The sequence below is a fragment of the Filifactor villosus genome, assembly GCF_042652965.1.
Classification (GTDB): Bacteria; Bacillota; Clostridia; order Peptostreptococcales; family Filifactoraceae; genus Filifactor; species Filifactor villosus.
This window is the reverse complement of the sequence record NZ_JBHSHL010000014.1, coordinates 192,663-218,295: the sequence shown is the minus strand read 5'-3', so window position 1 is coordinate 218,295 and position 25,633 is coordinate 192,663. Positions and strand designations below refer to the sequence as shown.

Annotated in this window: 23 protein-coding genes and 1 pseudogene; all 24 read left to right on the top strand. The window is 44.1% G+C overall.

All coding sequences use genetic code 11. From position 1 onward, the window contains the following. Window position 1: 1 nt before the first annotated feature. The 24 genes and pseudogenes from ACFO4R_RS04775 (at window position 2) to ACFO4R_RS04660 (ending at window position 25,630) form a co-directional block, all read left to right on the top strand. Complete coding sequence (locus ACFO4R_RS04775) at window positions 2–451, top strand: divergent PAP2 family protein (RefSeq protein WP_379787896.1); 450 nt, start codon at window positions 2–4, stop codon at window positions 449–451. A 17-nt stretch (window positions 452–468) separates the two neighbouring features. After that, complete coding sequence (locus tag ACFO4R_RS04770) at window positions 469–1,275, top strand: TlyA family RNA methyltransferase (protein ID WP_379787895.1); 807 nt, start codon at window positions 469–471, stop codon at window positions 1,273–1,275. Window positions 1,276–1,539: 264 nt separating this feature from the next. Continuing rightward, the gene (recN, locus tag ACFO4R_RS04765; RefSeq protein WP_379787894.1) at window positions 1,540–3,216 is read left to right on the top strand and encodes a DNA repair protein RecN; all 1,677 of its coding nucleotides are present in this window, start codon (window positions 1,540–1,542) and stop codon (window positions 3,214–3,216) included. Continuing rightward, window positions 3,216–3,752, top strand: a complete 537-nt coding sequence (locus ACFO4R_RS04760; protein WP_379787893.1) for an NUDIX hydrolase — start codon at window positions 3,216–3,218, stop codon at window positions 3,750–3,752. Before recN ends, ACFO4R_RS04760 begins: the two co-directional genes overlap by 1 nt. A 44-nt stretch (window positions 3,753–3,796) precedes the next feature. Next, window positions 3,797–5,134, top strand: a complete 1,338-nt coding sequence (locus ACFO4R_RS04755) for a pyrimidine-nucleoside phosphorylase (RefSeq protein WP_379787892.1) — start codon at window positions 3,797–3,799, stop codon at window positions 5,132–5,134. Continuing rightward, window positions 5,134–6,150, top strand: a complete 1,017-nt coding sequence (gene mltG, locus ACFO4R_RS04750; protein WP_379787891.1) for an endolytic transglycosylase MltG — start codon at window positions 5,134–5,136, stop codon at window positions 6,148–6,150. Before ACFO4R_RS04755 ends, mltG begins: the two co-directional genes overlap by 1 nt. A gap of 352 nt (window positions 6,151–6,502) precedes the next feature. Further along, window positions 6,503–7,156, top strand: a complete 654-nt coding sequence (locus ACFO4R_RS04745; RefSeq protein WP_379787890.1) for an O-methyltransferase — start codon at window positions 6,503–6,505, stop codon at window positions 7,154–7,156. Between the two features lie 25 nt (window positions 7,157–7,181). After that, window positions 7,182–8,411 (top strand): peptidase U32 family protein, encoded by a 1,230-nt coding sequence (locus ACFO4R_RS04740; protein ID WP_379787889.1) that lies wholly within the window; start codon window positions 7,182–7,184, stop codon window positions 8,409–8,411. A 578-nt stretch (window positions 8,412–8,989) separates the two neighbouring features. Beyond that, window positions 8,990–11,500, top strand: coding sequence for a DNA translocase FtsK (locus ACFO4R_RS04735; RefSeq protein WP_379787888.1), 2,511 nt, complete (start codon window positions 8,990–8,992; stop codon window positions 11,498–11,500). 2 nt (window positions 11,501–11,502) lie between these two features. Next, on the top strand, window positions 11,503–12,852 hold the full coding sequence (gene rimO, locus ACFO4R_RS04730; protein WP_379787887.1) for a 30S ribosomal protein S12 methylthiotransferase RimO: 1,350 nt from the start codon (window positions 11,503–11,505) through the stop codon (window positions 12,850–12,852). Then, window positions 12,836–13,354: a CDP-diacylglycerol--glycerol-3-phosphate 3-phosphatidyltransferase gene (pgsA, locus tag ACFO4R_RS04725; RefSeq protein ID WP_379787886.1), complete on the top strand. Its 519-nt coding sequence runs from the start codon at window positions 12,836–12,838 to the stop codon at window positions 13,352–13,354. Before rimO ends, pgsA begins: the two co-directional genes overlap by 17 nt. A 339-nt stretch (window positions 13,355–13,693) precedes the next feature. Next, window positions 13,694–14,242, top strand: a complete 549-nt coding sequence (locus ACFO4R_RS04720; protein ID WP_379787885.1) for a hypothetical protein — start codon at window positions 13,694–13,696, stop codon at window positions 14,240–14,242. A gap of 363 nt (window positions 14,243–14,605) precedes the next feature. Continuing rightward, window positions 14,606–15,067 carry a ribosome maturation factor RimP gene (locus ACFO4R_RS04715; protein ID WP_379787884.1) on the top strand — a complete coding sequence of 154 codons (462 nt, stop codon included), beginning with the start codon at window positions 14,606–14,608 and terminating at the stop codon, window positions 15,065–15,067. 17 nt (window positions 15,068–15,084) lie between these two features. Then, a complete protein-coding gene (gene nusA / locus ACFO4R_RS04710; protein WP_379787883.1) occupies window positions 15,085–16,299 on the top strand; it encodes a transcription termination factor NusA in 1,215 nt (404 codons plus the stop codon). 32 nt (window positions 16,300–16,331) lie between these two features. Beyond that, window positions 16,332–16,616, top strand: a complete 285-nt coding sequence (gene rnpM / locus ACFO4R_RS04705; protein WP_379787882.1) for an RNase P modulator RnpM — start codon at window positions 16,332–16,334, stop codon at window positions 16,614–16,616. Next, window positions 16,606–16,920 (top strand): L7Ae/L30e/S12e/Gadd45 family ribosomal protein, encoded by a 315-nt coding sequence (locus ACFO4R_RS04700; RefSeq protein WP_379787881.1) that lies wholly within the window; start codon window positions 16,606–16,608, stop codon window positions 16,918–16,920. Before rnpM ends, ACFO4R_RS04700 begins: the two co-directional genes overlap by 11 nt. Beyond that, window positions 16,913–17,053: pseudogene (locus tag ACFO4R_RS04695) on the top strand (translation initiation factor IF-2 N-terminal domain-containing protein); the annotation flags it as partial. The gene ACFO4R_RS04700 and the pseudogene ACFO4R_RS04695, both read left to right, overlap by 8 nt. A 585-nt stretch (window positions 17,054–17,638) precedes the next feature. Then, window positions 17,639–19,579, top strand: a complete 1,941-nt coding sequence (gene infB, locus ACFO4R_RS04690) for a translation initiation factor IF-2 (RefSeq protein WP_379787963.1) — start codon at window positions 17,639–17,641, stop codon at window positions 19,577–19,579. A gap of 16 nt (window positions 19,580–19,595) precedes the next feature. Beyond that, the gene (gene rbfA, locus ACFO4R_RS04685; RefSeq protein ID WP_379787880.1) at window positions 19,596–19,976 is read left to right on the top strand and encodes a 30S ribosome-binding factor RbfA; all 381 of its coding nucleotides are present in this window, start codon (window positions 19,596–19,598) and stop codon (window positions 19,974–19,976) included. Window positions 19,977–19,988: 12 nt separating this feature from the next. Beyond that, a complete protein-coding gene (locus ACFO4R_RS04680) occupies window positions 19,989–20,948 on the top strand; it encodes a DHH family phosphoesterase (protein ID WP_379787879.1) in 960 nt (319 codons plus the stop codon). Further along, window positions 20,948–21,847 carry a tRNA pseudouridine(55) synthase TruB gene (truB, locus tag ACFO4R_RS04675; protein WP_379787878.1) on the top strand — a complete coding sequence of 300 codons (900 nt, stop codon included), beginning with the start codon at window positions 20,948–20,950 and terminating at the stop codon, window positions 21,845–21,847. Before ACFO4R_RS04680 ends, truB begins: the two co-directional genes overlap by 1 nt. 19 nt (window positions 21,848–21,866) lie before the next feature. Next, window positions 21,867–22,856 (top strand): bifunctional riboflavin kinase/FAD synthetase, encoded by a 990-nt coding sequence (locus ACFO4R_RS04670; protein WP_379787877.1) that lies wholly within the window; start codon window positions 21,867–21,869, stop codon window positions 22,854–22,856. A gap of 84 nt (window positions 22,857–22,940) precedes the next feature. Further along, a complete protein-coding gene (gene rpsO / locus ACFO4R_RS04665; protein WP_379787876.1) occupies window positions 22,941–23,204 on the top strand; it encodes a 30S ribosomal protein S15 in 264 nt (87 codons plus the stop codon). A gap of 248 nt (window positions 23,205–23,452) precedes the next feature. After that, window positions 23,453–25,630: a polyribonucleotide nucleotidyltransferase gene (locus tag ACFO4R_RS04660; protein WP_379787875.1), complete on the top strand. Its 2,178-nt coding sequence runs from the start codon at window positions 23,453–23,455 to the stop codon at window positions 25,628–25,630. The last annotated feature ends 3 nt before the right edge of the window (window positions 25,631–25,633 follow it).

The window sequence follows — 25,633 nt, the reverse complement described above, 5'->3', positions numbered from 1 at the left end:
AATGAATGGTATCAGCGGTATAGTACAAAACAAGGTTTTGATGGTATCGATCCTGTGTTGGTTTGTTGCGCAGTGTTTGAAGGTGATCTTTACCATGATCCAATACAGGAGGTTTGATTTTTCAAGGTTTGTAGGTTCGGGAGGTATGCCCAGTTCTCATTCCTCCTTCGTCGTCGGCTTGGCGAATTCGATAGGATTGGTAGAAGGGTATCAAAGCACTTTTTTTGCCTTGGCCCTCGTCTTTGCCTTGGTCGTAATGTACGATGCGGCAGGAGTGAGGCAGTCTGTAGGAAAGCAGGCTACCATTTTAAATCAGATCTTTGAGATCTTAAAGAACCATGGCGGAAGTGGAAAAGAGTATGAAAAACTCAAGGAGCTTGTCGGACATACTCCGCTTGAAGTCTTTTTCGGAGCCCTTCTAGGGATCGTATTGTCCTATGTTATTATTTAGAAAAGAGAGACAAAAAGATGAAACAAAGAATAGATGTCTTATTGGTGGAGAAAGACTTTTATCCGACAAGGGAACGTGCGAAGAAAAATATTATGGCAGGCAGAGTGCTTGTCAATGAGCAGATCATCGACAAGCCGGGTACTATGGTGGATGTCAATGCACCAATACGTATTAAAGAAGATGCGATTCCCTATGTTTCCAGAGGGGGGCTCAAACTCGAAAAAGCGATGAAAACCTTTGACTTATCACTTGAGTCCAAGATCTGTATGGATATCGGTTCTTCCACGGGAGGTTTTACGGACTGTATGCTCCGCAGCGGCGCCCGAAAAGTCTATTGTGTGGATGTCGGCTATGGCCAACTCGATTGGAGTTTGAGGACCGACGAAAGGGTCGTCGTCAAGGAGAGGACCAATATCAGAAAGTTGGGAGTTGAGGAGCTGGAAGATAATCCTGATTTTTTCAGTATCGATGTTTCCTTTATCTCCTTGAAATTAGTACTTCCGAAGTTGAGAGAACTGGGAAGACCGGGGTTTTCGGCAGTAGCTCTTATCAAACCTCAGTTTGAAGTCGGGCGTGAAGACGTAGGGAAAAACGGAGTGGTTCGAGATCCGGAGAAACATAAAAAGGCTATTGTTATGTGTTTGGCTTATTTGAAGGAAAATGACCTTCGACTTCGGGGGCTGACCTGGTCTCCGATCAAAGGACCGAAGGGCAATATCGAGTACCTTATGTATATAGAAGACAGTGTAGAAAAGGATGTCCGGATTTCCATTGATGAAGTTGTCGACCTTTCTCATCTCAACACCGATATTCAGGAAGGTTGATTTACCATCACCTATTACATTGACCCCGTATTGCCTTTGCTCTATAATTATTCGAGATCTTTTCGGTAAGGATATGTTTTTTGACATTGCAATGGAAGAATGGAATCAAGAATTATATTTACACTGTTATTTATTTAAATTATTAATATCATCATCTTATGCTTCATAATAGATGAAACGAACTTTTTAGTTGCAGACATATAGAGGTGACAATAGTTCTATTGGATCATAGGATTACAGATCGATCGGAAGGTAGTAGATTTCATGCTGAAGGAAATTTATATCAAAAATTTTGCTCTTATTGATGAGTTGAGAATACAGTTGGATAAGGGGTTGACCGTGTTGACGGGAGAAACGGGTTCGGGGAAGTCGATCATTATAGATGCCCTGTCTCTTTGTTTCGGAAGAAGGGCGGATAAGGATTTTATCCGTCACGGGCAGGATAAAAGCATCGTTGAAATAGGCATCACCTCCCTCTCTTCCAAAGCGACCGAGCTTTTGGAAAAACTGGGAATCTCTTACGAGGGGAACTTGATCATCACCAGAGAACTTCATAGGGATAACAGCTCTATCGCCAGGGTAAACGGGAGGATGGTTCCGATCTCCGCTCTAAAATCTCTGGCTCTCAGCCTGCTTACCATTCATGGACAGAACGAGTTCGAGTCTTTGACTCAAAGTTCGAAACAGCTTCAGATCATCGATGACTACGGAAAGGATGAGATCGAGGAAGCAAAACGTTCTTACAGGGGAGAGTACAGAGGATATGTACATCTCTTGGGAGAGATGGAAAAGATCCAAGAACATAAGGATATTGCGGAAATAGAACGTGAAATGGATCTGCTTTCCTATCAAATCGAGGAGATCTCTCAGGCGAAACTCAGGGAAGGAGAACTTGAAGAATTGGAGGCGGAAAAGAAGCTCCAAACTAACGCTGAGAAGATCTATGAAAAAATTAGGGAGATCTACTCCCTTTTGTATGAAGGAGAGATGAACATCCTGTCGTCTTTGGATAAGGTTGTTGAATCAACTCAAGTTCTTTCCGGATTTGATGAGATCTTTGCTGATTGGAACAGGAGTTTGACGGACACCTACTACAATGTGGAAGATGTTTGTGGACAGATTCGAAGCAAAAGAGAAGACTTTGTCTTTGACGAATCAAGGTTGGAAGAGATCTTTCTCCGCTTGGATGTATTGAAAAAACTGTATAGAAAGTACGGCGGAGATTATGAAAGTACAATGTTGTATAAGGAAGAGATCGAGAAACGCCTACTCCAATATAGACAGAGGGATATTCTGTTGGAAGAATATATGAAAAAAAAGGAAGATATCCTCCAACGATTGGAAGAGAAGGCCGGGATCTTACACGATCTTAGAATAAAGGTTGCCGGTCAACTTGAAAATCTTATGATACGTGAGCTTGACAGTTTGAATCTGAAAAACACGCGTTTCAAGATCGACTTCAAGCAGAAGGACTACTCCCCTGACGGGCAGGATGAGATCCTGTTTCTGATCAGTTTCAATGCGGGAGAAGAACTTAAACCCTTTCATAAGGTCGCATCAGGAGGAGAGATCTCAAGGTTTATGCTTGCTCTTCAAAACCTGATTTCATCCACCGATGAAATCCAAACCCTGATCTTTGATGAGATCGACACCGGAGTCAGCGGAGTTGCAGCCGGAAAAATCGCTCAAAAGCTCGTAGACATCTCTTGCGAAAAACAGGTGATCTGTATCACGCACCTGCCTCAGATCGCTTCTTTCGGAGATCAACACTACCTGGTTGAAAAAGAGCAGAGAGAAGAAGAGGTACGAACGCTCCTATCTTTGATGTCAGAAGAGGAGAGGGTCTTAGAGATTGCAAAGATGACGGTAGGAGAAAATATCAGCGATATTTCACTACGAAACGCGAGAGAACTTCTGGATAAAAACAAAAGGAGAATTTGATGATGAATAAAGAAACCACAATTGATACGAAGAAAGTATATACGGGAAAGATTGTAAACCTCAGGGTAGATACTGTTGAAATCACAGGAAGAGGTTATGCACAGAGGGAACTGATCTCTCATCGCGGAGGAGTTTGCTGTGTTGCCATAACCGACGAAAATAAGATCCTCTTTGTAAAACAGTTTCGAAAGGCCGTAGAGAAAGAACTGATCGAACTTCCCGCGGGAACTCTGGAGGCGGGTGAAACTCCCGATCAGGCTGTGGTGCGTGAGGTACGGGAAGAGACCGGATATGCCATTTGTGATGTACGTCCCGTATCCGAGTTCTATCCAACTCCCGGTTACAGTGATGAGAAGGGGCATTTGTTCGTAGCTTCGGCTACAGAACGAGGAGAGATGCGTCCCGATGCGGATGAAGACATCGAAGTGCTTGAATTTACACTGGAAGAAGCAATAGAAAAAATAGAACGGGGAGAGATTGTGGATGCAAAAACGATCATGGGGATCGCCTTGTATCGTTTAATGCGTGACAAGTAGGACATGTAATCTTTTTCATAAAAAGTTGAGAGGATGGTGTAACAATGCGTGCGATCGACGTGATTTACAAAAAAAGAAATGGAGGTAGTCTCAGCGAGGAAGAGATCCGATTTTTTATTGAAGGTTTTACCAAAGGAGATATCCCGGACTATCAAGCATCCGCTTTGATGATGGCGATCTACTTCAACCATATGAACAAGGAAGAGACCCTCTCTTTAGTAAAAGCCATGGTCGACAGCGGAGATACGATGGATCTGTCCAGGATCAAGGGGATCAAGTGTGATAAACATTCGACGGGCGGAGTCGGAGATAAGACGACCGTCGTACTCGCGCCTTTGGTGGCTTATTTCGGAGTACCTGTGGCAAAGATGTCGGGAAGAGGACTCGGACACACAGGAGGCACCCTGGATAAACTGGAGGCCATTCCCGGGTTCAGTACCGGACTTTCGGAAGAGTGTTTCATTGAAAATGTAAATCGACACGGTATTGCAGTTGCAGGACAGACAGGTGAACTTGTCCCCGCAGATAAGAAACTCTACGCTCTGAGGGATGTCACCGCCACAGTGGAAAACACCTCCTTGATTGCAGCCAGCATTATGAGTAAGAAGTTGGCCTCCGGTGCGGATAAGATCGTCCTGGACGTCAAAACAGGGAAGGGGGCCTTTATGAAGACGATGGAGGATTCCCTTGAGCTTGCCGAGGCGATGGTCGAGATAGGTACGATGTACGGAAGACATACCATTGCCCTGATCACGGACATGAATGAGCCTCTGGGAAGTGCAGTAGGAAACTCTCTGGAAGTCATTGAAGCGATCGAAACCTTAAAGGGAAGAGGTCCGAAAGATCTTACCGAACTTTGCATTGAACTTGCCGTCCATATGCTCCTCCTTGCGGAGAGGTTCGAAACCTATCAGGAGGCAAAGTCTGCTATAGAGGACGCTATTTTCAATAAAAAAGCATTGGACAAATTGAAGGAATTTATCGAGGTTCAGGGAGGAGATCCTCGTGTAGCGGATGATTACAGCCTTTTCCCTCAGGGTAGCAAGCAGGAAGTCGTAGTATCGGACAAAGAAGGTTATGTCCACGATATCGATGCCGAACAAATAGGTCACTGTGCCATGCTTCTCGGAGCGGGTCGAAAGACTAAGGACGACGACATTGACCTGGGAGCGGGGCTCGTTCTGAATAAGAAAACCGGAGATTTTGTAAAACAGGGAGATGTCCTTGCGACTTTGTACTACAATGAGGGAGATCCGTCACAGATAGGGCAACTCCTACAAAAATCTTTTGCTATCTCGAAGGAAAAAGGCAAAAATAAAAAAATATTGTATTTTCTGGTCAAATCTATTGACGGAAGAATTGTACAAGAGGAGATTGTGTAATGATAAAACGAAGAAGCCTCTTTTCGGTCATGGCGTTGTTGATATTCTGTCTTTTATTGAGTGCTTGTGGAGATGGGAAGGCCTTGCTTCCTGTTGACCCCGATTCAAACGAAGCTGTTGTCTTTGAAGTTGAAAAAGGCTCGAATCTGACCAAGGTCGCAAAGCAACTGGAAGAGGAAAACCTCATAAGAAGCAACAGGGCCTTTTTGAATTATGCGAAACAACAGGATATGACCAATATCAAGGCGGGAAAGTATCATATTTCTCAAAGCATGTCCGCAGAAGAGATCCTTCGTGACCTCGTAGACGGAAATGATTATCGAGGAGAAAAGATCATCATCCCTGAGGGATTCGAACTTTCTCAAATTGCAAATCGACTTGAAGAAAACGGAGTCGTTTCGAAGGAAGAATTTTTGGAAGAAACTTCAATGGTGGAAAAGTATAGGCAACGTTATGAGTTTCTTTCGGAAGTGGAACAGCCGAATTTGGAAGGTTACCTCTATCCGGATACCTACTTCTTTGAAAAAGACTCTTCTGCCGAACTTGTCGTGTCGGAAATGCTGGATACCTTCTCCAAGATTTATGAAGAAGAACTGAAACCTTTGATCGGCTCGGATACCCTAAATATTGCAGAAGCGGTGATCTTAGGCTCTATCATTGAGAAGGAAGCTGTGTTGGAAGAAGACAGACCCTTGATCTCTTCCGTATTTCATAATCGTTTGAAGAAGAATATGAAACTTCAATCCGATGCGACCGTCCAATATGCCCTCGACGAGAGGACGAAGAGGGTTCTGTATAAGGATCTGGAAGTGGAGAGTCCTTATAACACCTACAAGGTCTATGGACTTCCGATCGGTGCCATTGCAAATCCAAGGACATCATCCATCGTAGCTGCCCTTGAGCCCGAAGAGACCGATTACCTCTTCTTCCTGACCAAGTCGGACGGCTCGGGGGAGCAGGTATATAGCAAAACCTTTGAGGAACATAAGGTGAATAAGAAGAAGTATATCCATTGAGAAAATCTCGATGTGCACAGGAGCACAGCATCCGTACAAGATAAGACGGTTTTTTGGAAAAACACTTTGAGATAGAAGTGTTTTTCTCTATGATAGAGCCCATGCAGGCTATACCTTTATCCCAACTGTCAAATCATACAGCTGTATTGCACTTCGATCAAGTGTTTTCGGTATTTGTATCGTTTCTACAGACGGCACTTCATACGATTCTTCCGTTGAATTATAGATATAAACAATTTGTGACCCATAGAAGATAAAATGATTTTTCGTGGGTTGAAAAACAGATATATCCATACTTCTATTGGAGAATAGTATCAATCGAATAACAGAATACCAAAGAAGGAGATGGAAGATGGACTGTATTACCCATCCTATGGTGGAAGCCTATATAGAAAAACTTATCGTGCAGAAAGAACCCCTCTATCGGGAGATGGAGAAGTATGCGTCGGACAACCACGTCCCCATCATTCAAAAAGCGAGCTTGCGGCTGATAGAGACCCTTTTGATAGGACATGACATCCACGACATCGTTGAGATAGGGACGGCGATAGGTTATTCTTCTCTCAATTTTTGCCGTATCTTGGAGGGGAGATGCAGGATCACGACCTTTGAGAGAAATGAAAAAAGATATAAAACGGCTCTTGATTTTATCGCGAGAAGTTCTTATAATGAAAAGATTGATGTTGTTTTTACCGATGCTGCCGAAGGCTTGGATCTGGGAGATCATACCTACGATATGGCTTTTATAGATGCGGCGAAGGGACAGTATCGATACTTTTTCGACAGGATCTTTCCTCACATAAGAAGGGGAGGTCTGATCATTTCAGACAACATCTTTTTTCGAGGTCAGGTCTGTGAAGACACGCAGCTGAACGTTACGAGAAGAAACCGTACCATCTACAGGAGGATGAATGATTACCTGTCCTATCTGATGAAGCAGGAGGACGAGTTTTATTCGACTTTGGTACCGATCGGCGACGGAATGGCAATCACATATAAAAAATAAATTTTGTTTTTAGAAAGGAAAATAAATGAACCGACAAATAGAACTTCTCTCTCCGGCGGGAGATCTGGAGAAACTCAAAACGGCGATCATCTATGGAGCGGATGCGGTCTATATAGGAGGTTCCAACTTTGGACTTAGAGCGGCATCAAAGAATTTTACGGATGAAGAGATGGTGGAAGGAATCGAATTTGCACACAGCAGAGGAAAAAAAGTCTATGTGACCTGCAACATCATTCCGCACAACGAAGACTTGAAAGGACTGGAAGAGTACTTGTTGAAACTTGAGGAGATGAAGGTCGATGCCATCATCGTCTCCGATCCCGGACTTTTTATGATCGCAAGACAGACCGTACCCGAGATGGAGATCCATATAAGTACTCAAGCCAACAATACCAACTATCAAAGCGCTCTGTTTTGGTATAATCAGGGAGCAAAGAGGATCGTTACGGCAAGGGAGCTTTCATTTGAAGAAGTAAAGGAGATCCATGACAGGATACCGGAGGATATGTCGATTGAAGCCTTTGTTCATGGAGCGATGTGTATTTCCTATTCCGGACGATGTTTGATCAGCAACTATATGACAGGCCGGGATGCAAATCGCGGAGAGTGTGCTCATCCTTGCAGGTGGAATTATGCTTTGATGGAACAAAACCGTCCCGGAGAATACTATCCCGTAGAACAGGACGAGAGAGGAACATACTTTTTCAACTCCAAAGACCTTTGTATGATCGAATTCATCCCTCAGCTGGTAGAATCCGGGATCACCAGCTTTAAGATCGAGGGTAGGGTCAAGACCGCCTACTATGTCGCCACTGTTACGAGGGCATACCGGATGGCCATCGATGCCTATTTGAAGGATCCCGAAAATTACAGGTTTGACCCCGAATGGATGGAGGAGCTGAAAAAAGCGAGCTATAGAGATTTTACCACAGGGTTTTACGAAGAAAAGCCCGACAGTGAAGCCCAAAATTACGGCAGCAGTTCCTATATTCGAAACTATGATTTCATCGGCGTAGTGCGAGGATATGACGAGGAAAAAGCGCTTTCTCTCGTGGAAGTTCGCAATCGAATTTTTGTAGGAGATGAGATCGAGATCATAGGTCCCGGAAAAGAGACCAAGTATGTGAGGGTCGCTTCGATGAAAAACAGCGATATGGAAGAGATGGAAGTGGCTCCGAGGCCGATGGAACTTCTGTGGATGGACTTGGAGACCGAGACGGGGAAAGAAGATATCCTGCGCAAACCCTCCTTCTAAGTAGATAATGTAACGATGTTTTAAAATACCTTTTGCTTTGGTAAAAACAAGGTCAAAAGGTATTTTTCATTAAAAAATTAACGAATTTTGTGCTATAATGGATAAGAACTGTAAAAAATTATTTCAAAACCTGATTTTGGTTCGGTGATGTCCTCCACTCTATGAATAGAAGACTCGCTTCAGTGTCGACGTTCATATAGGTAATTCATACTACTATTCTTTTGAATAGTGGATATAAACAATCTGTGACCCATAGAAGACAACATAGTTTTTCGTCATCGAAAAATAGATATATCCACACTTCTATTGAAAAATAGTATCAAACGGTATTGACCATTCTCCGGTGGAAGGTCGAAAACTGAAAGCGGGGAAGAAGAGAGTATCCTGTTCTTTGTTTTTTAAACAGGATTATATTCTATTCTGTTGAAATTCTATCACTATGAACTGTGTTAAAAATCGGGTAAGAGCAGGATGTGAACCGCATTGGCTGTAAGGAAGCAGAGAAGGAGATAAACCTCGATCTTCCGCTTTCCATCGCAGATCAATATATAGTGATACCTATTGACGAGGTGATTTCATTGGCAAAAAAGAAAAAAACTTTATTTAAAAAAAGAAAACCCGGCCCTAAAAAGACAGGGAAGGCCGTGAACGAAAATGCAATTGCAGTTATTATGATATTTCTGGGTCTCTTTATCTCTCTTTCCCTAAACACTCGGTCCATGGGGCTTTTGGGAAATATGATTCGCTTTGTACTCCAAGGTCTTTTAGGCAAACTTGCGATCTTGTTTGCAATATGTGTTCTAATCTTGGGTGCCGTGAAAGTCGTCTATTACAAAAAATTTTCATTCAAGCAAATCAAGATTGGACTTCCTGTTTGGACATTCTTGGAAGCAAATCTGTTTTACGGCTTTATCAGCCAGTCTTCCCTTCCTAAAGGAGAATATCAGTGGAGTGTAGTGAGCAGAGTGTTTTCGGAATCGGCGGAAGGGTTGAACATCGGAATCATCCCCTACAGCATAACCTATTTCTTCCTTCGTTTTCTTGGAAGATGGGGGCTGTTTATCCTGATTACAGCTATCTTTTTATTCATTTCCGCCTATTACTTCGACATAGGCCCTTCGAAGTTATTGAACAACTTACACGAATATACGTCGAATACCAAAGGATTTTTGTCCAAACTGAAGGATATGGTGTTGAACTTTGTAACGGAAGAAGAGGAAGAGGAATCATCCGGATTCGAAGAGGATAACGAAAAAGAGGCGGGGATCTATGCAGATATGCAGCCCTTTGATCCCAAGCATCGTCCTTCCGCGAAAGATACTGTCAAGCCATCCGCTCCCGTGAAGGAAGATTATCAACTCAAACCCTTAAAGAAGGGGATCTATGACGAAGAAGAGCGAAAGCAGGAAATGTTTCGTGTCTTTTTTGGAGAAGACAATCTCAGAAAAGATACTCCCGATCATCTTGATGATGAGGTCTCGGACATTGCGGAAGTTTATCAAGAAGAAAATGAAGTCGCGGCAAACCTCAATCAATTTGTAGGAAGGGATAGCCTGAGCAGAAGTTCCAACATCGACGGGGAACAGCCACGTGAGAAAAGACAACAAGGATATCAATATCACAACGAGAGAGAACTCGTGCAAAAAAGAAGGGATGAACACCCCACGCACGAGGGTAGGAAGGACTATATTCTTCCCCCTTACTGGCTTTTGGATGATTATAAAAAGGTCAATCGTTCTGAACATTTCACCGAAAAAAACGCGAAGCTCGTTGAGGAGACCTTAAGTATTTTTTCCGTGGATGCCAAGGTAGTCAATGTATCTATGGGACCCACAATCACCCGATATGAACTTCAACCTAAGACCGGAACAAAGGTTTCTAAAATATTAAATCTGACCGATGACCTCTGTTTGGCCTTGGCTGCGGAATCGATTCGAATCGAGGCACCTATTCCGGGGAAATCGCTCATCGGTATAGAGGTGTCCAACCGTGTTACGGAAACTGTCGGTTTTAAAAGCGTCGTTTCGGATCAAACCTTCAGAAAGTCGGATTCTAAGGTCTCCTTCGTCTTAGGTAAGGACGTTACGGGGCAGACCAGGATCTCCGATCTGGTAAAAATGCCCCATCTCCTAATTGCCGGCTCGACCGGTTCGGGAAAGAGCGTCTGTATCAATACCTTGATCTGTAGTATCTTATTTCGGGCCAAGCCTGATGAGGTAAAGTTTATTATGATTGATCCCAAGATGGTGGAGCTGTCAATCTACAACGGTATTCCTCATCTTATGATGCCGGTGGTAACGGATATGAAAAAAGCGCCCTATGCCTTATCCTGGGCTGTGGACGAAATGAATCGAAGATACAAGCTGTTTGCGGAAAACCATGTCAAGGATATCTCCGGTTACAACTCGAAGTTTCCTGAAGAAAAGATCCCGAGCATCGTGATTGTGGTGGACGAGCTTGCCGACCTCATGCTTGTCAGTCCAAGAGAAGTGGAAGATGCGATTTGTCGTCTCGCTCAAATGGCAAGGGCCTGCGGAATGCATTTGGTTATTGCAACACAGAGACCTTCCGTCGATGTTATCACAGGACTGATCAAGGCCAATATTCCTTCCAGGATCGCCTTTGCCGTTTCTTCCCAGACGGATTCGCGAACAATCTTGGACATAGGAGGAGCTGAAAAATTGCTCGGAAAGGGAGATATGTTGTACTATCCCATCGGTTTGAGCAAGCCTCTTCGAATCCAGGGGGCTTTTATTACCGAAAAAGAGGTGTCGAACATCGTCTCCTTCATCAATGAACAAAGTGCTTCAAATCTTTCTCAGAACAACGATGCGGAAGAACGCATTGAAGAGATGATCCAACAGGAAGAGGAGAAGGACGAGATCGACCCCTTATACGATGAGGTCGTCGATTTTGCGATTGACCAGGGGAAAGTATCGACCTCGTTGGTTCAAAGAAAATTCAGAATAGGATATAATCGTGCTTCCAGGATCATGGATGCTATGGAGGAAAAAGGAGTCATCGCTCCAAGTGACGGAGTTAGGCCTCGAACGGTTTTGATTGAAAAAACAAAAGATAAGGAGCAGTAATCGTGCAAAGTAGTTGTAAAAATGTATATATCTCCACCCTTGGTTGTGCGAAGAATCAGGTGGATTCAGAAATGATGCTCGCAATCATGGAGAAGGACGGGATGAGGTCGGTAGCTTATCCCGAAGAGGCCGACATCATCGTGGTAAACACCTGCGGTTTTATTGAAAGTGCAAAGGAAGAGTCCATCTTGGAGATCCTGTCGCTTTCAAAACTCAAGGTCGAAGGAAAATTAGATAGGTTGATCGTTACCGGTTGTTTGGCTCAAAGATATTCGGAGGAGTTGATGAAGGAGATCCCCGAGATAGACTTTATTCTGGGAACTACAAGTTTTCCTCAGATCGCTCAGGCGATAAGGCTCACCGGCGAAGGAGTAAGAGAAAAACTTTTGGACGACATCGACCTCCGATTTTCCGAAATGATGACACGCTCCCTTATGACCGAGGAACCCTACGCTTATCTGAAGATTGCGGAAGGCTGTGACAATCTTTGCACCTATTGCATCATACCCAAACTTCGCGGAAGGTACAGGAGCAGACGGCCGGAAGATATCGTAAGCGAAGCCCGTTCCCTGGCTTCTTCGGGCATAAGGGAGCTCATCGTCATTGCCCAGGATACCACAAAGTACGGAGTGGATCTCTACGGACGAAAGATGCTTGGAGAACTCTTGAGCGAACTTGATAAGATCGAAGACCTCAAATGGATAAGGGTGCTCTATTCCTACCCTGAGGACATCGATGCTTCCTTCATATCCGCCGTCAAAAACGGGAAGAGACTTCTTCCTTACTTCGATATGCCCATCCAACATTGCTCCGACAGTGTACTCAAAAGGATGAACCGCAAGACTTCGAAGAAACAGCTTCTCGAAAAGATCGAAACCATTCGAAAAGAGCTGCCCGAAGCCGTCCTTCGTACGACCTTGATCACGGGTTTTCCGGGAGAAACGCAAGAAGAATTTGAAGAAGTTTTGGACTTTGTAAAAAAGGTGGGCTTTGATCGACTGGGGGTCTTTTCCTATTCGAATGAAGAAGGTACGCCCGCGGCAAGGATGAAGGACCAGATCGAGGAAGAGGTCAAGGAGGAACGCCGCTCTCAAATTATGAACCTGCAACAGAGGATATCCTATGAAAAAAATCAGACCCTCTATGACAAAGAAATTGAAGTCTTGATCGAGGAGCAGGTCGAAGAGGGGATCTACACGGGCAGAAGTTGGAGAGATATGGTCGAGATCGACGGTATCATCTATGTTCATACAAATAAGGAGCTTGAAATAGGGAGCTTTGTAAAGGTCCGTATCAACGATGTTATGGAATATGACTTGATAGGAGGTCTTGTCGATGAATACACCGAATAAACTAACTCTGCTTCGGATGTTGCTCGTACCCGTATTTCTTATAGTTGCCTATATGGAAAGGGGCAGTCAGGTCTACCTGTACTCCACTCTTATTTTTTGTATTGCTTCATTTACCGATTTTTTGGACGGTTACTTGGCAAGAAAATACAATCTGATTACGGATTTCGGAAAATTTATGGATCCTCTTGCAGATAAGGTCCTTGTTGCGGCTTCGATGATATGGCTTGTCCAAATCGGAAGGCTGGAGAGTTTTTTTGTCGTTATCATCGTCGCCAGAGAGTATGCGATAAGTATTTTAAGGGCGATCGCCTCCGTCCAGGGAAAGGTTATCGCTGCGGGAAAATCCGGAAAATTTAAGACTGTGAGCCAAATGATAGGCACCATTCTGCTTCTTCTCAATTCAAGTTTGGGGATGCCGATCATGTACATCGCCCTGATCGCGACCTTGTATTCCGGCTTTGAATACATCTACAACGGTCGCGATTTGATCAAGGAGATGTAGGTTTTTCTGTAAGAACTCTCTGTTGTGCTGTCAAAGGTGACGTGCTCCTCTCACTGTTTTGTGGTATCTCTTGTTGACGATGCCGGTGTATTGGAGAGACGTATAAGACGGAAAGAGGGATGGAAGGATATATTCTTGAAAACTCTCCTCTTTTGTGAGATGATGTATATGAGAGCAATATCTTGCTTTACTGTCAGTTTGTGCAAGCGATATGGAAGTTTATACCGCTCTCTGTTTATATTCTGTTGCTGATCGGATATTTTAGCCAGCTATGCCTTTCTTTTAGGTATGGCCCTTTGATTAGGCAACGGTATTGTTTGTTTGAGAAAGGAGAAAATCATGTTCAAAAAGAAGATGACAGGTTTGATCTTGCTCTTGGCTGTTTTGTTGCTGGGAAGTTCCTGCAAGGGTGAAGATCCTCAGGAGGCAGTGGCAAGGCAGTTTCTCACAAACTTCTATACCAGCAACTTGGAGGGAAGGTACGACGGTTATTTGAAGTTTCAGGAGAGAATCAACGCAGGGGAGACCCTTTCTCCGGAGGAGATTGAACAGGAGATCCGAGGATATCACAGGTCGATCGGAGATCTAATGACGGAAGAAGGTCTGTTTAAGTTAATCAAGAACGATTTTATGGTCGTGTTGGACAAGACCATGACTCAAAAAGCTCATCACACTGTTGTAAAAGAAGTGAAGCCGGTCGATGCCGGAGAGGCAAAAACTATCGAAAACGCTAAAAATTGGACCTATGAAGTGAAGGTCGAGATCCTGGATGAAAAGGATGAAGTCGTAGGAGAAAGCATCCAGAAGGGAAGTTTGATCCTTTCGTCGGGAGAGGACCCAAAGATCCTGTCTTTTCATCAGGACAATATGGAAGATTTTTTTAAATAACGAGGAAGGAAAGCATATTGTTTGGAAGAGATTACAACAAAGCCTTGAAAAACAATTCGTTTTCTGTTATTCTATATAGTAGCATAATACATTTTGAGAAGGAGTGGGACAAGCCCACTCCTTACTATTTGTCCTCTTCTTGTCGAGGATCTCGGAGAACATACCACTTTGCTTGTTTCTTTCGGATCAACGTACCTGTTTGACCCAGAGTTGTTTGGAACGACAGTTTGTACTCTATGGAAACTGAAATATGTTTTCTGCTTGTAGAGCACTTGTTCAAACAATTTGATTAGATTCGAGCATTATATGTGACTTATGGAAAAGATAAGACGGACAAAGGGAAGTGTGACGGAGGTGTAACCATTGGCGAAAAAAAACCTACAGGAACTTGAAAAACTCATCCAACCCGCTTTGGAGGAAGAGATGGAATTGGTCGACTTGGAATATGTCAAAGAAGGACCGTTCTTTTATCTGCGCGTTTTTATTGACAAAGAGGGCGGTTTGAACATTGAGGATATCACAAATGTAACAAGAGAAATAAATATCATTTTGGACAGGGAGGATCCCATAGAAGAACAATATTTTTTGGAAGTTTCCTCTCCCGGTTTGGACAGAGCCTTGAAAAAAGACAGAGATTTTGTCCGAGAAAAGGGGAAAGAGGTCGAAGTAAGGCTCTATAAGCCCAAAGACGGGAGGAAAACCTATGAAGGACGACTGGTCGGCCTCGAGGAAGAAGGCGGCAGCATCGTTATCGAAGCGGAAGACAAGGTGGTTTCTTTCCGCAGGGAAGATGTTGCGATAGTAAAGCTCAAGATTGATTTTTAGTTAGGAGGACAAAGGTAATGAACGCTGAATTTATTTCCGCAATTCAAGAATTGGAAGATGAGAAGGGGATCAGCAAAGACATCCTTATTGAAGCGGTGGAGTTGGCGCTTGTAAAAGCATATAAGAAGAATTTTGTTGAAAAGTATTCCAATGACTTCGATATGAATTCAAAACAGAAGAAGCCGGTTGCGGAATCGGGAAATGTCGAGGTTTCGATCGACAGGGAAACGGGAGATATCAAGGTGTATTCCAAGAGGACCGTCGTCAATAAAAGGGAGATTGATCTTTTGGACGGAGAGATATCGCTCGAAGGTGCTCAAGAGATCGACACAAAGTATGAGATCGGCGATGTCGTAAAGGAAGAGGTCACTCCCGGAAACTTCGGGCGGATCGCAACACAGACGGCCAGACAGGTAGTGATCCAAAAGATCACCGAAGCGAGTCGGGATATCGTCTACAACGAATTTATGACCAAGGAATCGGAGATCATGATCGGAGAGATCATTCGAAAAAGCAAGAACAACAACTGTCATATCAACCTCAGTCTTATCTCCGAGAGAGGAAACACCATCTATACGGAGGCGACCCTCCTGAATCAGGAGCAGATCCCGGGAGAAGAATACAACGTCGGCGACAGGATTATTGTATACATCTTGGAAGTGAAAAAACACAACAACGTGCCTCAGATCATTGTTTCCAGAAGTCATCCCGGTTTGGTCAAGCGCCTGTTCGAAAGAGAGGTCCCCGAGATCAGCGAAGGTATTGTACAGATCAAATCGATCGCAAGAGAAGCCGGTTCCAGAACCAAACTCTCGGTACATTCCGTGGACGAAGCCGTCGATGCTATCGGCGCCTGCGTAGGAACAAAGGGAGTAAGGGTCGCAAACATCGTGGAGGAATTGAAGGGGGAGAAGATTGATATCGTCAACTATAGCGACGATCCCATCGTCTATATCTCCAATGCTCTAAGTCCCTCCAAGGTCGTGGAAGTGAGCGTAAATGAGGAGGAAAAGAGTACGAAGGTCATCGTTCCCGACTATCAACTCTCGCTGGCGATCGGTAAAGAGGGACAAAATGCACGACTGGCAGCCAAGCTGACAGGATGGAAGATCGATATCAAGAGTGAATCTCAAGCCTTGGAAGAGGATGATGATATTTTTGATGAGGATATCATGGAGAGCATGGAAGATGCATCGAATTGGATCATTCCCCAAGAAGGCAGTGAGTTTTAGAACTGCATAAGTGAGAGATCGAGGAGGAATTTATGTCTGAAAAAACAAAGAAGATAAAAAAAATTCCCCAAAGGAAATGTATCGCTTGCGGGGAACACAAGGATAAGAAAGATCTGGTACGGGTCGTAAAAAACAAAGAAGGCGAAATTTTTTTGGATAAGACCTTTAAGGCGAACGGAAGAGGGGCCTATCTGTGTAATGACGAAGGGTGTTTCAACAAGGCCCTCAAGGCAAAAATGTTGGACAGAGCCTTCAAGACATCGGTGGATGAAGAGGTCTATCAAAGTTTGAAAGAAGAGATGATGAGTGAAAAATAAATTAATAGCCTATCTCGGATTTGCAAAGAAGAGCGGAAAACTTTCTTCCGGAGAACAGATCGCTTTGGAGAAGATAAAGGAGTCGAAGGCCAAGATCGTATTTTTAGCTTCCGATGCTTCGCAGAATACTGCAAAAAGAATCCGAGATAAAGCGGGATATAGAGGGATACGAGTATGTGAAGAATTGAATAGACAGGAGCTGGGCAAGGCGATAGGACAAGAAGAGCGGGTCGTCGTCTGTATCAACGATAGAGGCTTTGCCGCAGCGATATGCAAGGTCTTGGAAGGAGAGCAAGATGGATAGAAAAAAGAGAGTGCATGAATTAGCCAAAGAGTTGAATGTTTCCGCAAGAGAATTGATGGATGCGGCAAAAAAGTTCGACCTTAATTTAACAAGTCATATGAATACATTGACGAACGAAGAAGAGGAAAAGATAAAGACCTCCTTTCTCGCCGAAAAACAAAAGGCACCTTCAAGAGATACGAATGATAAACAGGAAGAAAGGCAACACAAACAAGATTATAGATCTGTAGATAAAAAGACGCAGCCTCACCAAAAACAAGATCACAGAAAGGAGGAGAAAAAGACGCAGCCTCACCAAAAGCAGGATCGCAGGCAAGAAGAAAGAAAGGCCGCACCTCACCAAAAACAGGATCACAGACAGGAAGGAAAAAAAGCGGACTCCCGTCAGAAACAGGATCGCAGACAGGAAGAGAGAAAGCAGGAGCCCCCTCAAAAGCAGGATCGCAGACAGGAGGAAAAAAGGACGGAGCCTCATCAAAAACGGGATCATAAAGCTGAAACAGGCAAGACTGCATCTCACCACAAGAAAAATCACGAAAAAACCGGCGGGAGCAACGAACAGAAAAGATCTCATCAAACTCCTCGAAAAGAAGGTTCGGGGCGTAGGGAGAGCTTGAAACAAGAAGGAAAAAAACAAAAGACCCAATCTTTGGATCACGAGAAGAAAGATCACAAATTTAAATCCAAGAAAGAAAAGCACCACTCAAAACAGGAGTCGATGTCTCATGATTCCGAAGACCGTAAGAAGAGTAAGAAACATCATAAAAAAAGCGAAACCAAAGTCGCAACGGTCGAAACAGGATATCATCAAGATAAGATGATGAAGCCTTCCAAGGGAAAGAAACACAACTATACCAATAAAAAAGAAAAGGAAACGAAAGCAGAAATGAGTGACGTGATAAAACAAGAAGATGGAGTATTTGAAATCGGAGAGACCATTGTCGTAGGAGATTTGGCTCAGTTGCTCGGTATTCCGGCAACCGATGTTATCATGGGAATTATGAAGCTTGGTATCATGGCGAACATCAATCAATCCGTAAAGTTTGAAACAGCCGAAAAAATCGCTTTGGAGCACGATGTTATCCTTTTGAAAAAAGAAGAAGAAAAGGAAGTCATCGATTTTATCATTGAAGAAGACAAAGAGGAAGATTTGAAAAGCAGACCTCCCATCGTTACTGTAATGGGACACGTTGACCACGGAAAGACCACCCTGCTTGACTCGATTCGAAAAACAAAGGTCACTCAAGGAGAGGCCGGAGGAATTACCCAACATATAGGAGCTTCGGAAGTTGTGATAAACGACAAAAAGATTGTGTTCTTGGATACTCCCGGACACGAGGCTTTTACGGAGATGAGAGCCCGAGGTGCACAGGTCACCGATATCGTTATCATCGTCGTTGCGGCAGATGATGGAATCATGCCCCAAACGATAGAAGCGATCGACCATGTTCGTGCGGCGGGAGTTCCCATGATCATCGCCATCAATAAGATCGACAAGCCTACAGCCAATATAGAGCGCGTTCGTCAGGAACTCTCCGAAAAGAACATTTTGGTCGAGGCTTGGGGAGGAACCACGATCGATGTTCCCGTTTCGGCTAAAAGCGGAGAAAACATCGACGAACTTTTGGAAATGGTTCTCTTGGTTGCGGAAATGGAAGAACTTAAGGCAAATCCCAACCGAAATGCGGTAGGAACGATTGTAGAGGCTAAACTCGATAAGGGAAGGGGCTCGGTTGCCACCTTGATCGTCCAAAACGGCACCTTGAAGGAAGGGGACTCGGTCGTAGCGGGAACTGCCTATGGAAGAGTACGTGCAATGCTCAACTCCAAGGGTAAAAGGATCAAAAAAGCAGGACCCTCGACCGCAGTCGAGATCCAAGGGCTCAATTCTGTTCCTGATGCCGGAGATCAATTCTTTGTCGTTGAGAGCGATAAGGAAGCCAGGGCCTTGGGATTGGCGCGCCAAGAGCGTAAGCGTGAGGAATATATGAAGGAGACTTCAAAAATCTCCTTGGAAGACTTGTTCGAAAAGATGCAGTCCGGAGAAATGAAAGAACTCAACATCATAGTGAAGGCGGATGTTCAAGGATCGATAGATGCTATCAAGAAGTCCTTTGAAAAGATCAGCAACGAGGAAGTTGTCGTAAAAGTCATCCATGGAAGCGTAGGTGCCATCTCCGAATCCGACGTTATGCTCGCTTCCGCATCCAATGCCATCATCATCGGTTTCAACGTGAGACCTTCTACCGGTGCGACCTCATTGGCGGAGCGTGAAAAAGTCGATATGAGGACCTACAGGATCATCTACGATGCGATCGAAGATGTAGAAAAGGCGATGAAGGGTATGTTATCTCCCGACTTTGTTGAAGAAGAACTCGGTAAGGCGGAGGTCAGAATGCCCTTTAAGGTACCCAAGGTCGGTATGATCGCAGGTTCCTATGTAATTGAAGGGAAGATCCAACGTAATGCGAAGGTCCGTCTGGTCCGAGACGGGATCGTGATCTACGAAGGAGAGATCGACTCTCTACGAAGATTTAAGGATGACGTAAAAGAGGTTGCGACGGGATATGACTGCGGGATCGGACTTACCAACTACAATGACATCAAAGAGGGAGATATCATAGAGAACTATATCATCAAAGAAGTGAAAAAAGTATAAGGAGAATAGATAGACTATGGCTTATGATAGAACGAGAAGGATCTCGGAAGAAATAAAAAAGGTCGTCAGCTCCATGTTGTTGGAGGGAGAGATCAAAGATACCAAGATCCGACAATCCAAGGGATTGATCTCGGTGACAAACGTTGATGTCGTTCGGGATCTCAAATACGCTTATGTATATATCAGTGTCCTGGGCGATGATCCCGCCGAGATCATCGAAGGCCTTAAACGAGCGAGCGGCTATGTGAGAAACAGGGTGGGTCGAGTTGTGGATCTCAGATATACTCCGGAGATCATATTCCGTCCTGACGACTCCATCCAAAAAGGAGTCGAGATGTCAAAGCTCATCAACGAACTGGGTATCGATCATTCAGAAGACGAGAAGGAAGAAGAGTAGGAGGCATAGTATATGACCTTTAAAGAAATTATCGAACAAAATGATCTATTTATCATCAGCTCCCATGTGAATGCCGACGGAGACAACCTGTCCTCCTCTCTGGGGCTTAAGATCGCTTTGGAGAATATGGGAAAAGAAGCCTATTATATCTTGGATGAAGAGTTGCCGGAAAAGTTTGAGTTTCTCTATCGGGATCACCCGAACTACAGTTCTTCCAAGGCGATCTCCATCATCGATAACAGACCCTATGTCTTCATCGGTTTGGACTGCGCCATCCTCAAGCGTTTTAATATCGAAACTTCCATCTTTGAAGGAAGTTCCTATAAGATCAACATCGATCACCACTTGGGAAACGAATATTACGGAGATGTAAACCTTGTAAGTACCAACATCTCTTCCACCTGCGAGATCCTTTACGAAGCCCTGAAACAGGATTTTGAAGATTTTATCGACGCAAGGGTAGCGACCTGCCTCTACACCGGAATATTGACCGATACCGGAAACTTCATCTATGACAGGGCGGGAAGCGAGACTCTTAGGATCGCCATGGAATTGATCCAAAAGGGCGCGGATAAGGCGACAATCGCAGAACGTGTATTTCGCAGTGAGACCTTCGGTTACTACAAGTTGATGGGAGAAGTGCTAAACACCCTTGCCGTCGAAGGAGACTTCGCCTATGCTTGTTTGACCAAGGAGATGAGAGAACGATGGGGAGTTCCCTATAACAATATTGAAACCCTTGTAAATTGTACAATCAATATTGAAGGCGTGAACATGGGAATCCTCTTTAAGGAGAAGGGAGAAAACGAAGTGAGAGTATCTCTTCGTTCAAAAGGGTTGGTCGATGTCGAAAAATTCGCTTCGGAATTCGGTGGAGGAGGACATAAAAGCGCTTCAGGCTGCACCCTCTACCTTCCCTTGAAGGAGGCGGTCGCTGTGGCTGTAAAAAGAGCGAAGGAGTACCTCTCATAATGAACGGCTTTTTAAACCTTATAAAGCCTACCGGAATGACGAGCCACGATGTCGTCTCATCGGTTCGCAGGCTCTTAAAGATCAAGAAGGTAGGCCATACCGGGACGCTTGACCCCAATGCGGCGGGAGTTCTTCCCGTCTGCGTGGGAAGGGCCGCGAAGTTTAGCGACTATCTCCTGAAAGAAGAAAAACAATACTTTGCAAAAATAGGCTTCGGAGCTCTAACCGATACCTTGGACACATATGGAAGCGTTGTTTCCACAAAAGACATTCGTCCCTTCTCTTTGGAACAATTGGAGAAGGTTTTGCAGGAATTTACCGGCGACATCGAACAGTTTCCCCCGAAGTATAGTGCCATTAAGATAGGAGGAAGAAAACTCTATGAAATGGCAAGAAACAACGAGGAGTTGCCTGATATCAAGCCCAGGGCGGTATGTATATCATCAATCGACATCTGTTCCTTTTCCAGTGAATCCGTAGACTTGGATATCGTGTGTTCCGCCGGAACCTATATCAGATCCTTGGCGAGAGATATAGGAGAAAAGCTCGACAATGAGGCTTACCTTTCTCTTTTGATAAGAAAGAGGAGCGGTAATTTTTCCATTGATGAAGGTATCACCTTGGAAGAATTGGAAGAGTTTGTAAGAGAAGGTCGTTTAGATGAAGTGCTCATCCCTATTGATGGAGCCTTGTCTTCTTATCCCGAACTCTATCTTTCGACTATCGAAGACAAGCATTATAAAAACGGGTGCACTTTGGTTTTAACACAAAGAAAATGTAGGGAAGGCATCTACCGGGTCTATGATGAAGAGGGTGGTTTCTCGGGTTTGGGAAATTTGGAACTTCAGAAAGACAAGTTATATTTGAGATCCTTAAAACTTGCAAGGGTAGCAGAATAGATCATAGTGGGGGTTGACAGTGAGATTTGATGAATATATAAACGAAATTGATATAACGGAAGATACCGTTATAACCATCGGCAATTTCGACGGGGTTCATAAAGGACATAAAAAATTGCTTGATTTGACACTGAAGCTTTCAAGGGAGCATGCTCTCAAAAGCGTGGTCTTTACCTACTCCAATCATCCTCTGGAGTTCGTTATGAACAAAAGCATTTCAAAACTTACCTTAAACGAGGAAAGAGACCGTCTCTTCTATGAGATGGGAATAGATTATATACTGAGCGTTCCCTTCGATGAAACGATTATGAATCTGTCGACGCGTGCATTTATCGAGCACATTTTAATCGAAAACTTAAACGCAAAGTTTCTTGTATTGGGAGAAGATGCCAGATTTGGTAAAGGAAGAGAAGGATCGGCTGCCGGAATCAAGGCAATAGCTGAAAATCTGGGGTTGAAAGTGGAAATCGTTCCCCTCTACTTTGAAGACGGGCTTCGGATCTCCAGCACCTCTGTCAGAGAACTTATAAAGCAAGGCTCTCTAGAAACGGCGAACAATTATTTAGGAAGGATCTATTCCATCTCCGGAAAGGTTGTTCACGGAAAGAAAAACGGAAGAAAAATAGGGTTTCCAACTGCCAATGTTGACTATGACAGCAAGGTGGTGCTTCCGGGGATTGGAGTTTATTATACTATTGTGGAGCATAACAATCGTCACTATCTCGGTGCCACAAGTGTAGGTTACAATCCAACCGTGACTGAATTGGCGAAGACCGTCTACCTCGAGGTCAATCTGTTTAACTTTTCTCAAGACATCTACGGAGAAGAAATCACTGTTTATTTTTGTAAGAAAATACGAAACGAAATGAAGTTTGATTCTTTGGAAGAACTCAAAAATCAGATTCGAAAAGATAAGGAAATGATCACAAAACTCTTTTTAAGCGAAAATTTTGCCGATAAACAAAGGAAACTGTTTACTACAGACAAAGTTTGTGATATTATTATGTAGAGTTAACGACCCTTACACGGAATTTGGATTCTCCGACCCATTCTTTGTAACGGGAGAACTGAATATTTTTTAGGAGGAATAAACATGACAGCAGAAAGAAAAACACAAATTATCAAAGAGTATGCGGTACACGAGGGAGATACAGGTTCTCCGGAAGTACAAGTTGCGGTATTGACCGCAAGGATTTTAGAGTTAAACGACCACTTGAAACAACATCCGAAGGATTTTCACTCAAGACGCGGTTTGTTTAAAATGGTAGGAACGAGAAGAAACCTTCTTAAATATCTAAAATCTAAAGATTTGGAAAGATATAACTCTCTGATTAAACGATTGGGCTTAAGAAAATAAGATGGAAAAAAAGAGTAGGTTAGCCCTGCTCTTTTTTTTCAAAACAAAAGGACGAATTTTATAGAAGGTATGGAAGAAGGTCTGATACGAAAAACGACAGCGTTCTATACATCGCTCCGTTCACAAACAATAAAGGACGGCGAAGAGATCGTATTTGTGCATATCTTTTTTGTGAGGCAGAACTCCACACCTTTGGAACCATACCGATAGGATACAAAATATAAGAATTTTTGAAAGGGAGTAATTTAATGAGTAAAATCTTTCGTACAAGCTTTGGAGAACGGGAACTGAGCGTTGAAATAGGAAAAGTTGCCGAGCTTGCCAACGGTGCCTGCCTGCTCAGATGCGGAGATACCGTTGTTTTGGTAACTGCCACCAATTCAGATGCCCCAAGAGAGGGAATCGACTTCTTTCCTCTGAGTGTGGACTTTGAAGAGAGACTCTATTCGGTAGGAAAGATCCCGGGAGGATTTATAAAGAGGGAAGGAAGACCTTCGGAAAAGGCAATCTTGACATCGCGCCTGATTGACAGACCCATCCGTCCCCTTTTCCCGAAAGGATTTCGTAACGATGTCCAAGTCGTAGCTACCGTCTTGTCTGTCGAGCCGGATGTGGCTCCGGACGTACTGGCGATGATCGGTTCTTCCGTGGCCTTGTCCATTTCGTCCATTCCGTTTAACGGACCTACAGGCTCCGTTGCAGTCGGTTTGATCGACGGAAAACTGATACTGAATCCCGATGTCGAGCAACGTGCCGTATCGGATCTTCATCTTACGGTCTCGGGAACCAAGGATGCTATTATGATGGTGGAAGCCGGAGCCAATGAAGTCGATGAGGCCACTATGCTCAAGGCGATCCTGTTCGGACATGAGGAGATCAAAAAAATCGTAGCTTTTATTGAAGACATCGTCGCGGAAGTCGGAAAAGAAAAAATGGAAGTCACCCTCTTTAAGGCGGATGAAGCGATCGAGGAAGAGGTCATCTCTTTTGCAAAACAAAAGATGAAGGATGCTATTTTGACAAAGGATAAGACCGAACGTATGCTGAATATGGACAAGGTAAAGCAGGAGACCTTGGAACATTTTGCACAAATTTATCCTGAAAATATCAAGGATGTAGATGAAACGGTATATAAGATAACCAAAGAGGGAGTTCGAGAACTCATCCTCATCGACCGAATTCGTCCGGATAACCGTCAAATGGATGAGATCCGACCGATCTGGTGTGAAGTGGGGAATCTTCCTCGTACTCATGGAAGTGCCATTTTTACGAGAGGGCAAACTCAGGTAATGAGTATTACGACTCTTGGAGCACTTGGAGATATGCAGACCCTCGACGGTTTGGATGAAAACGTCGAAAAGAGATATATGCACCATTACAACTTCCCGGCCTACAGTGTGGGAGAAGCTCGACCTTCGAGAGGACCCGGACGACGTGAAATAGGTCACGGTGCTTTGGCGGAGAGAGCCATCCTTCCCATGCTTCCTTCCAAGGAAGACTTCGCTTATGCAATCCGAGTGGTATCGGAAGTTATGAGTTCCAATGGAAGTACTTCTCAGGCGAGTGTTTGTGGCAGCACCCTGTCTCTTTTGGATGCGGGGGTTCCTATGAAACGTATGGTTGCGGGGATTGCCATGGGCTTAATCAAAGAAGAGGAACACTTGGCGATATTGTCCGACATCCAAGGTATGGAAGACTTCCTCGGAGATATGGACTTTAAGGTCGCGGGTACCGAAGAAGGGATCACTGCGATCCAGATGGACATTAAGATCTCGGGGATCGATGAAGAGATCCTTACAAAAGCTCTGGAACAAGCAAGGAAAGGCAGACTTCATATCCTCGATAAAATGAAGGAAGTCATCGATCGCCCCAGAGAGGAGATCTCTCCATATGCTCCTATGGTCCTTCAAATGAAGATCGATCCTGAAAAGATAAGAGAAGTCATCGGAACCGGCGGAAAGGTGATTAACAAGATCATAGATGAGACAGGTGCTAAAATCGATATTGAGCAGGACGGAAACATCTTCATCCTTGCTGTAGAGAGAGATAAAGGTAAACTGGCTAAGGAAATGATCGAAGCGATCGTAGAAGAGCCCGAAGTCGGTAAGACCTACCGTGCCAAAGTTACTCGCTTGATGGACTTCGGAGCCTTTGCAGAATTCCTTCCCGGAAAAGAAGGCCTCATCCATATCTCCCAAGCAGATACCCAAAGGACTGCGAGCGTTGAAAGCTTATGGAAGGTCGGAGATGAAGTCGATGTTATGTTGATGGAAGTGGATCCTCAAGGAAGGATGAACCTGTCGAGACGAGCGGTGCTTCAAAAAGAAAAGGGCTTGGAGATCGACTATGTTTCGGAAAAAGATAAGAAAAACCATCGACCTAATAGAAATAACCGCTTTGATAACAATCATAATAAGAGAAGATAAATG

Excerpts from the sequence above, each read along its gene's own strand:
- ACFO4R_RS04755 (WP_379787892.1), top strand. The coding sequence starts at position 3,797 with ATGCGTGCGATCGACGTGATTTACAAAAAAAGAAATGGAGGTAGTCTC.
- nusA (WP_379787883.1), top strand. The coding sequence starts at position 15,085 with ATGAACGCTGAATTTATTTCCGCAATTCAAGAATTGGAAGATGAGAAG.
- rnpM (WP_379787882.1), top strand. The coding sequence starts at position 16,332 with ATGTCTGAAAAAACAAAGAAGATAAAAAAAATTCCCCAAAGGAAATGT.
- infB (WP_379787963.1), top strand. The coding sequence starts at position 17,639 with ATGTCTCATGATTCCGAAGACCGTAAGAAGAGTAAGAAACATCATAAA.
- mltG (WP_379787891.1), top strand. The coding sequence starts at position 5,134 with ATGATAAAACGAAGAAGCCTCTTTTCGGTCATGGCGTTGTTGATATTC.
- ACFO4R_RS04770 (WP_379787895.1), top strand. The coding sequence starts at position 469 with ATGAAACAAAGAATAGATGTCTTATTGGTGGAGAAAGACTTTTATCCG.
- ACFO4R_RS04745 (WP_379787890.1), top strand. The coding sequence starts at position 6,503 with ATGGACTGTATTACCCATCCTATGGTGGAAGCCTATATAGAAAAACTT.
- ACFO4R_RS04720 (WP_379787885.1), top strand. The coding sequence starts at position 13,694 with ATGTTCAAAAAGAAGATGACAGGTTTGATCTTGCTCTTGGCTGTTTTG.
- truB (WP_379787878.1), top strand. The coding sequence starts at position 20,948 with ATGAACGGCTTTTTAAACCTTATAAAGCCTACCGGAATGACGAGCCAC.
- ACFO4R_RS04775 (WP_379787896.1), top strand. The coding sequence starts at position 2 with ATGAATGGTATCAGCGGTATAGTACAAAACAAGGTTTTGATGGTATCG.
- ACFO4R_RS04760 (WP_379787893.1), top strand. The coding sequence starts at position 3,216 with ATGATGAATAAAGAAACCACAATTGATACGAAGAAAGTATATACGGGA.
- pgsA (WP_379787886.1), top strand. The coding sequence starts at position 12,836 with ATGAATACACCGAATAAACTAACTCTGCTTCGGATGTTGCTCGTACCC.
- rbfA (WP_379787880.1), top strand. The coding sequence starts at position 19,596 with ATGGCTTATGATAGAACGAGAAGGATCTCGGAAGAAATAAAAAAGGTC.
- ACFO4R_RS04660 (WP_379787875.1), top strand. The coding sequence starts at position 23,453 with ATGAGTAAAATCTTTCGTACAAGCTTTGGAGAACGGGAACTGAGCGTT.
- rpsO (WP_379787876.1), top strand. The coding sequence starts at position 22,941 with ATGACAGCAGAAAGAAAAACACAAATTATCAAAGAGTATGCGGTACAC.
- ACFO4R_RS04740 (WP_379787889.1), top strand. The coding sequence starts at position 7,182 with ATGAACCGACAAATAGAACTTCTCTCTCCGGCGGGAGATCTGGAGAAA.
- recN (WP_379787894.1), top strand. The coding sequence starts at position 1,540 with ATGCTGAAGGAAATTTATATCAAAAATTTTGCTCTTATTGATGAGTTG.
- ACFO4R_RS04680 (WP_379787879.1), top strand. The coding sequence starts at position 19,989 with ATGACCTTTAAAGAAATTATCGAACAAAATGATCTATTTATCATCAGC.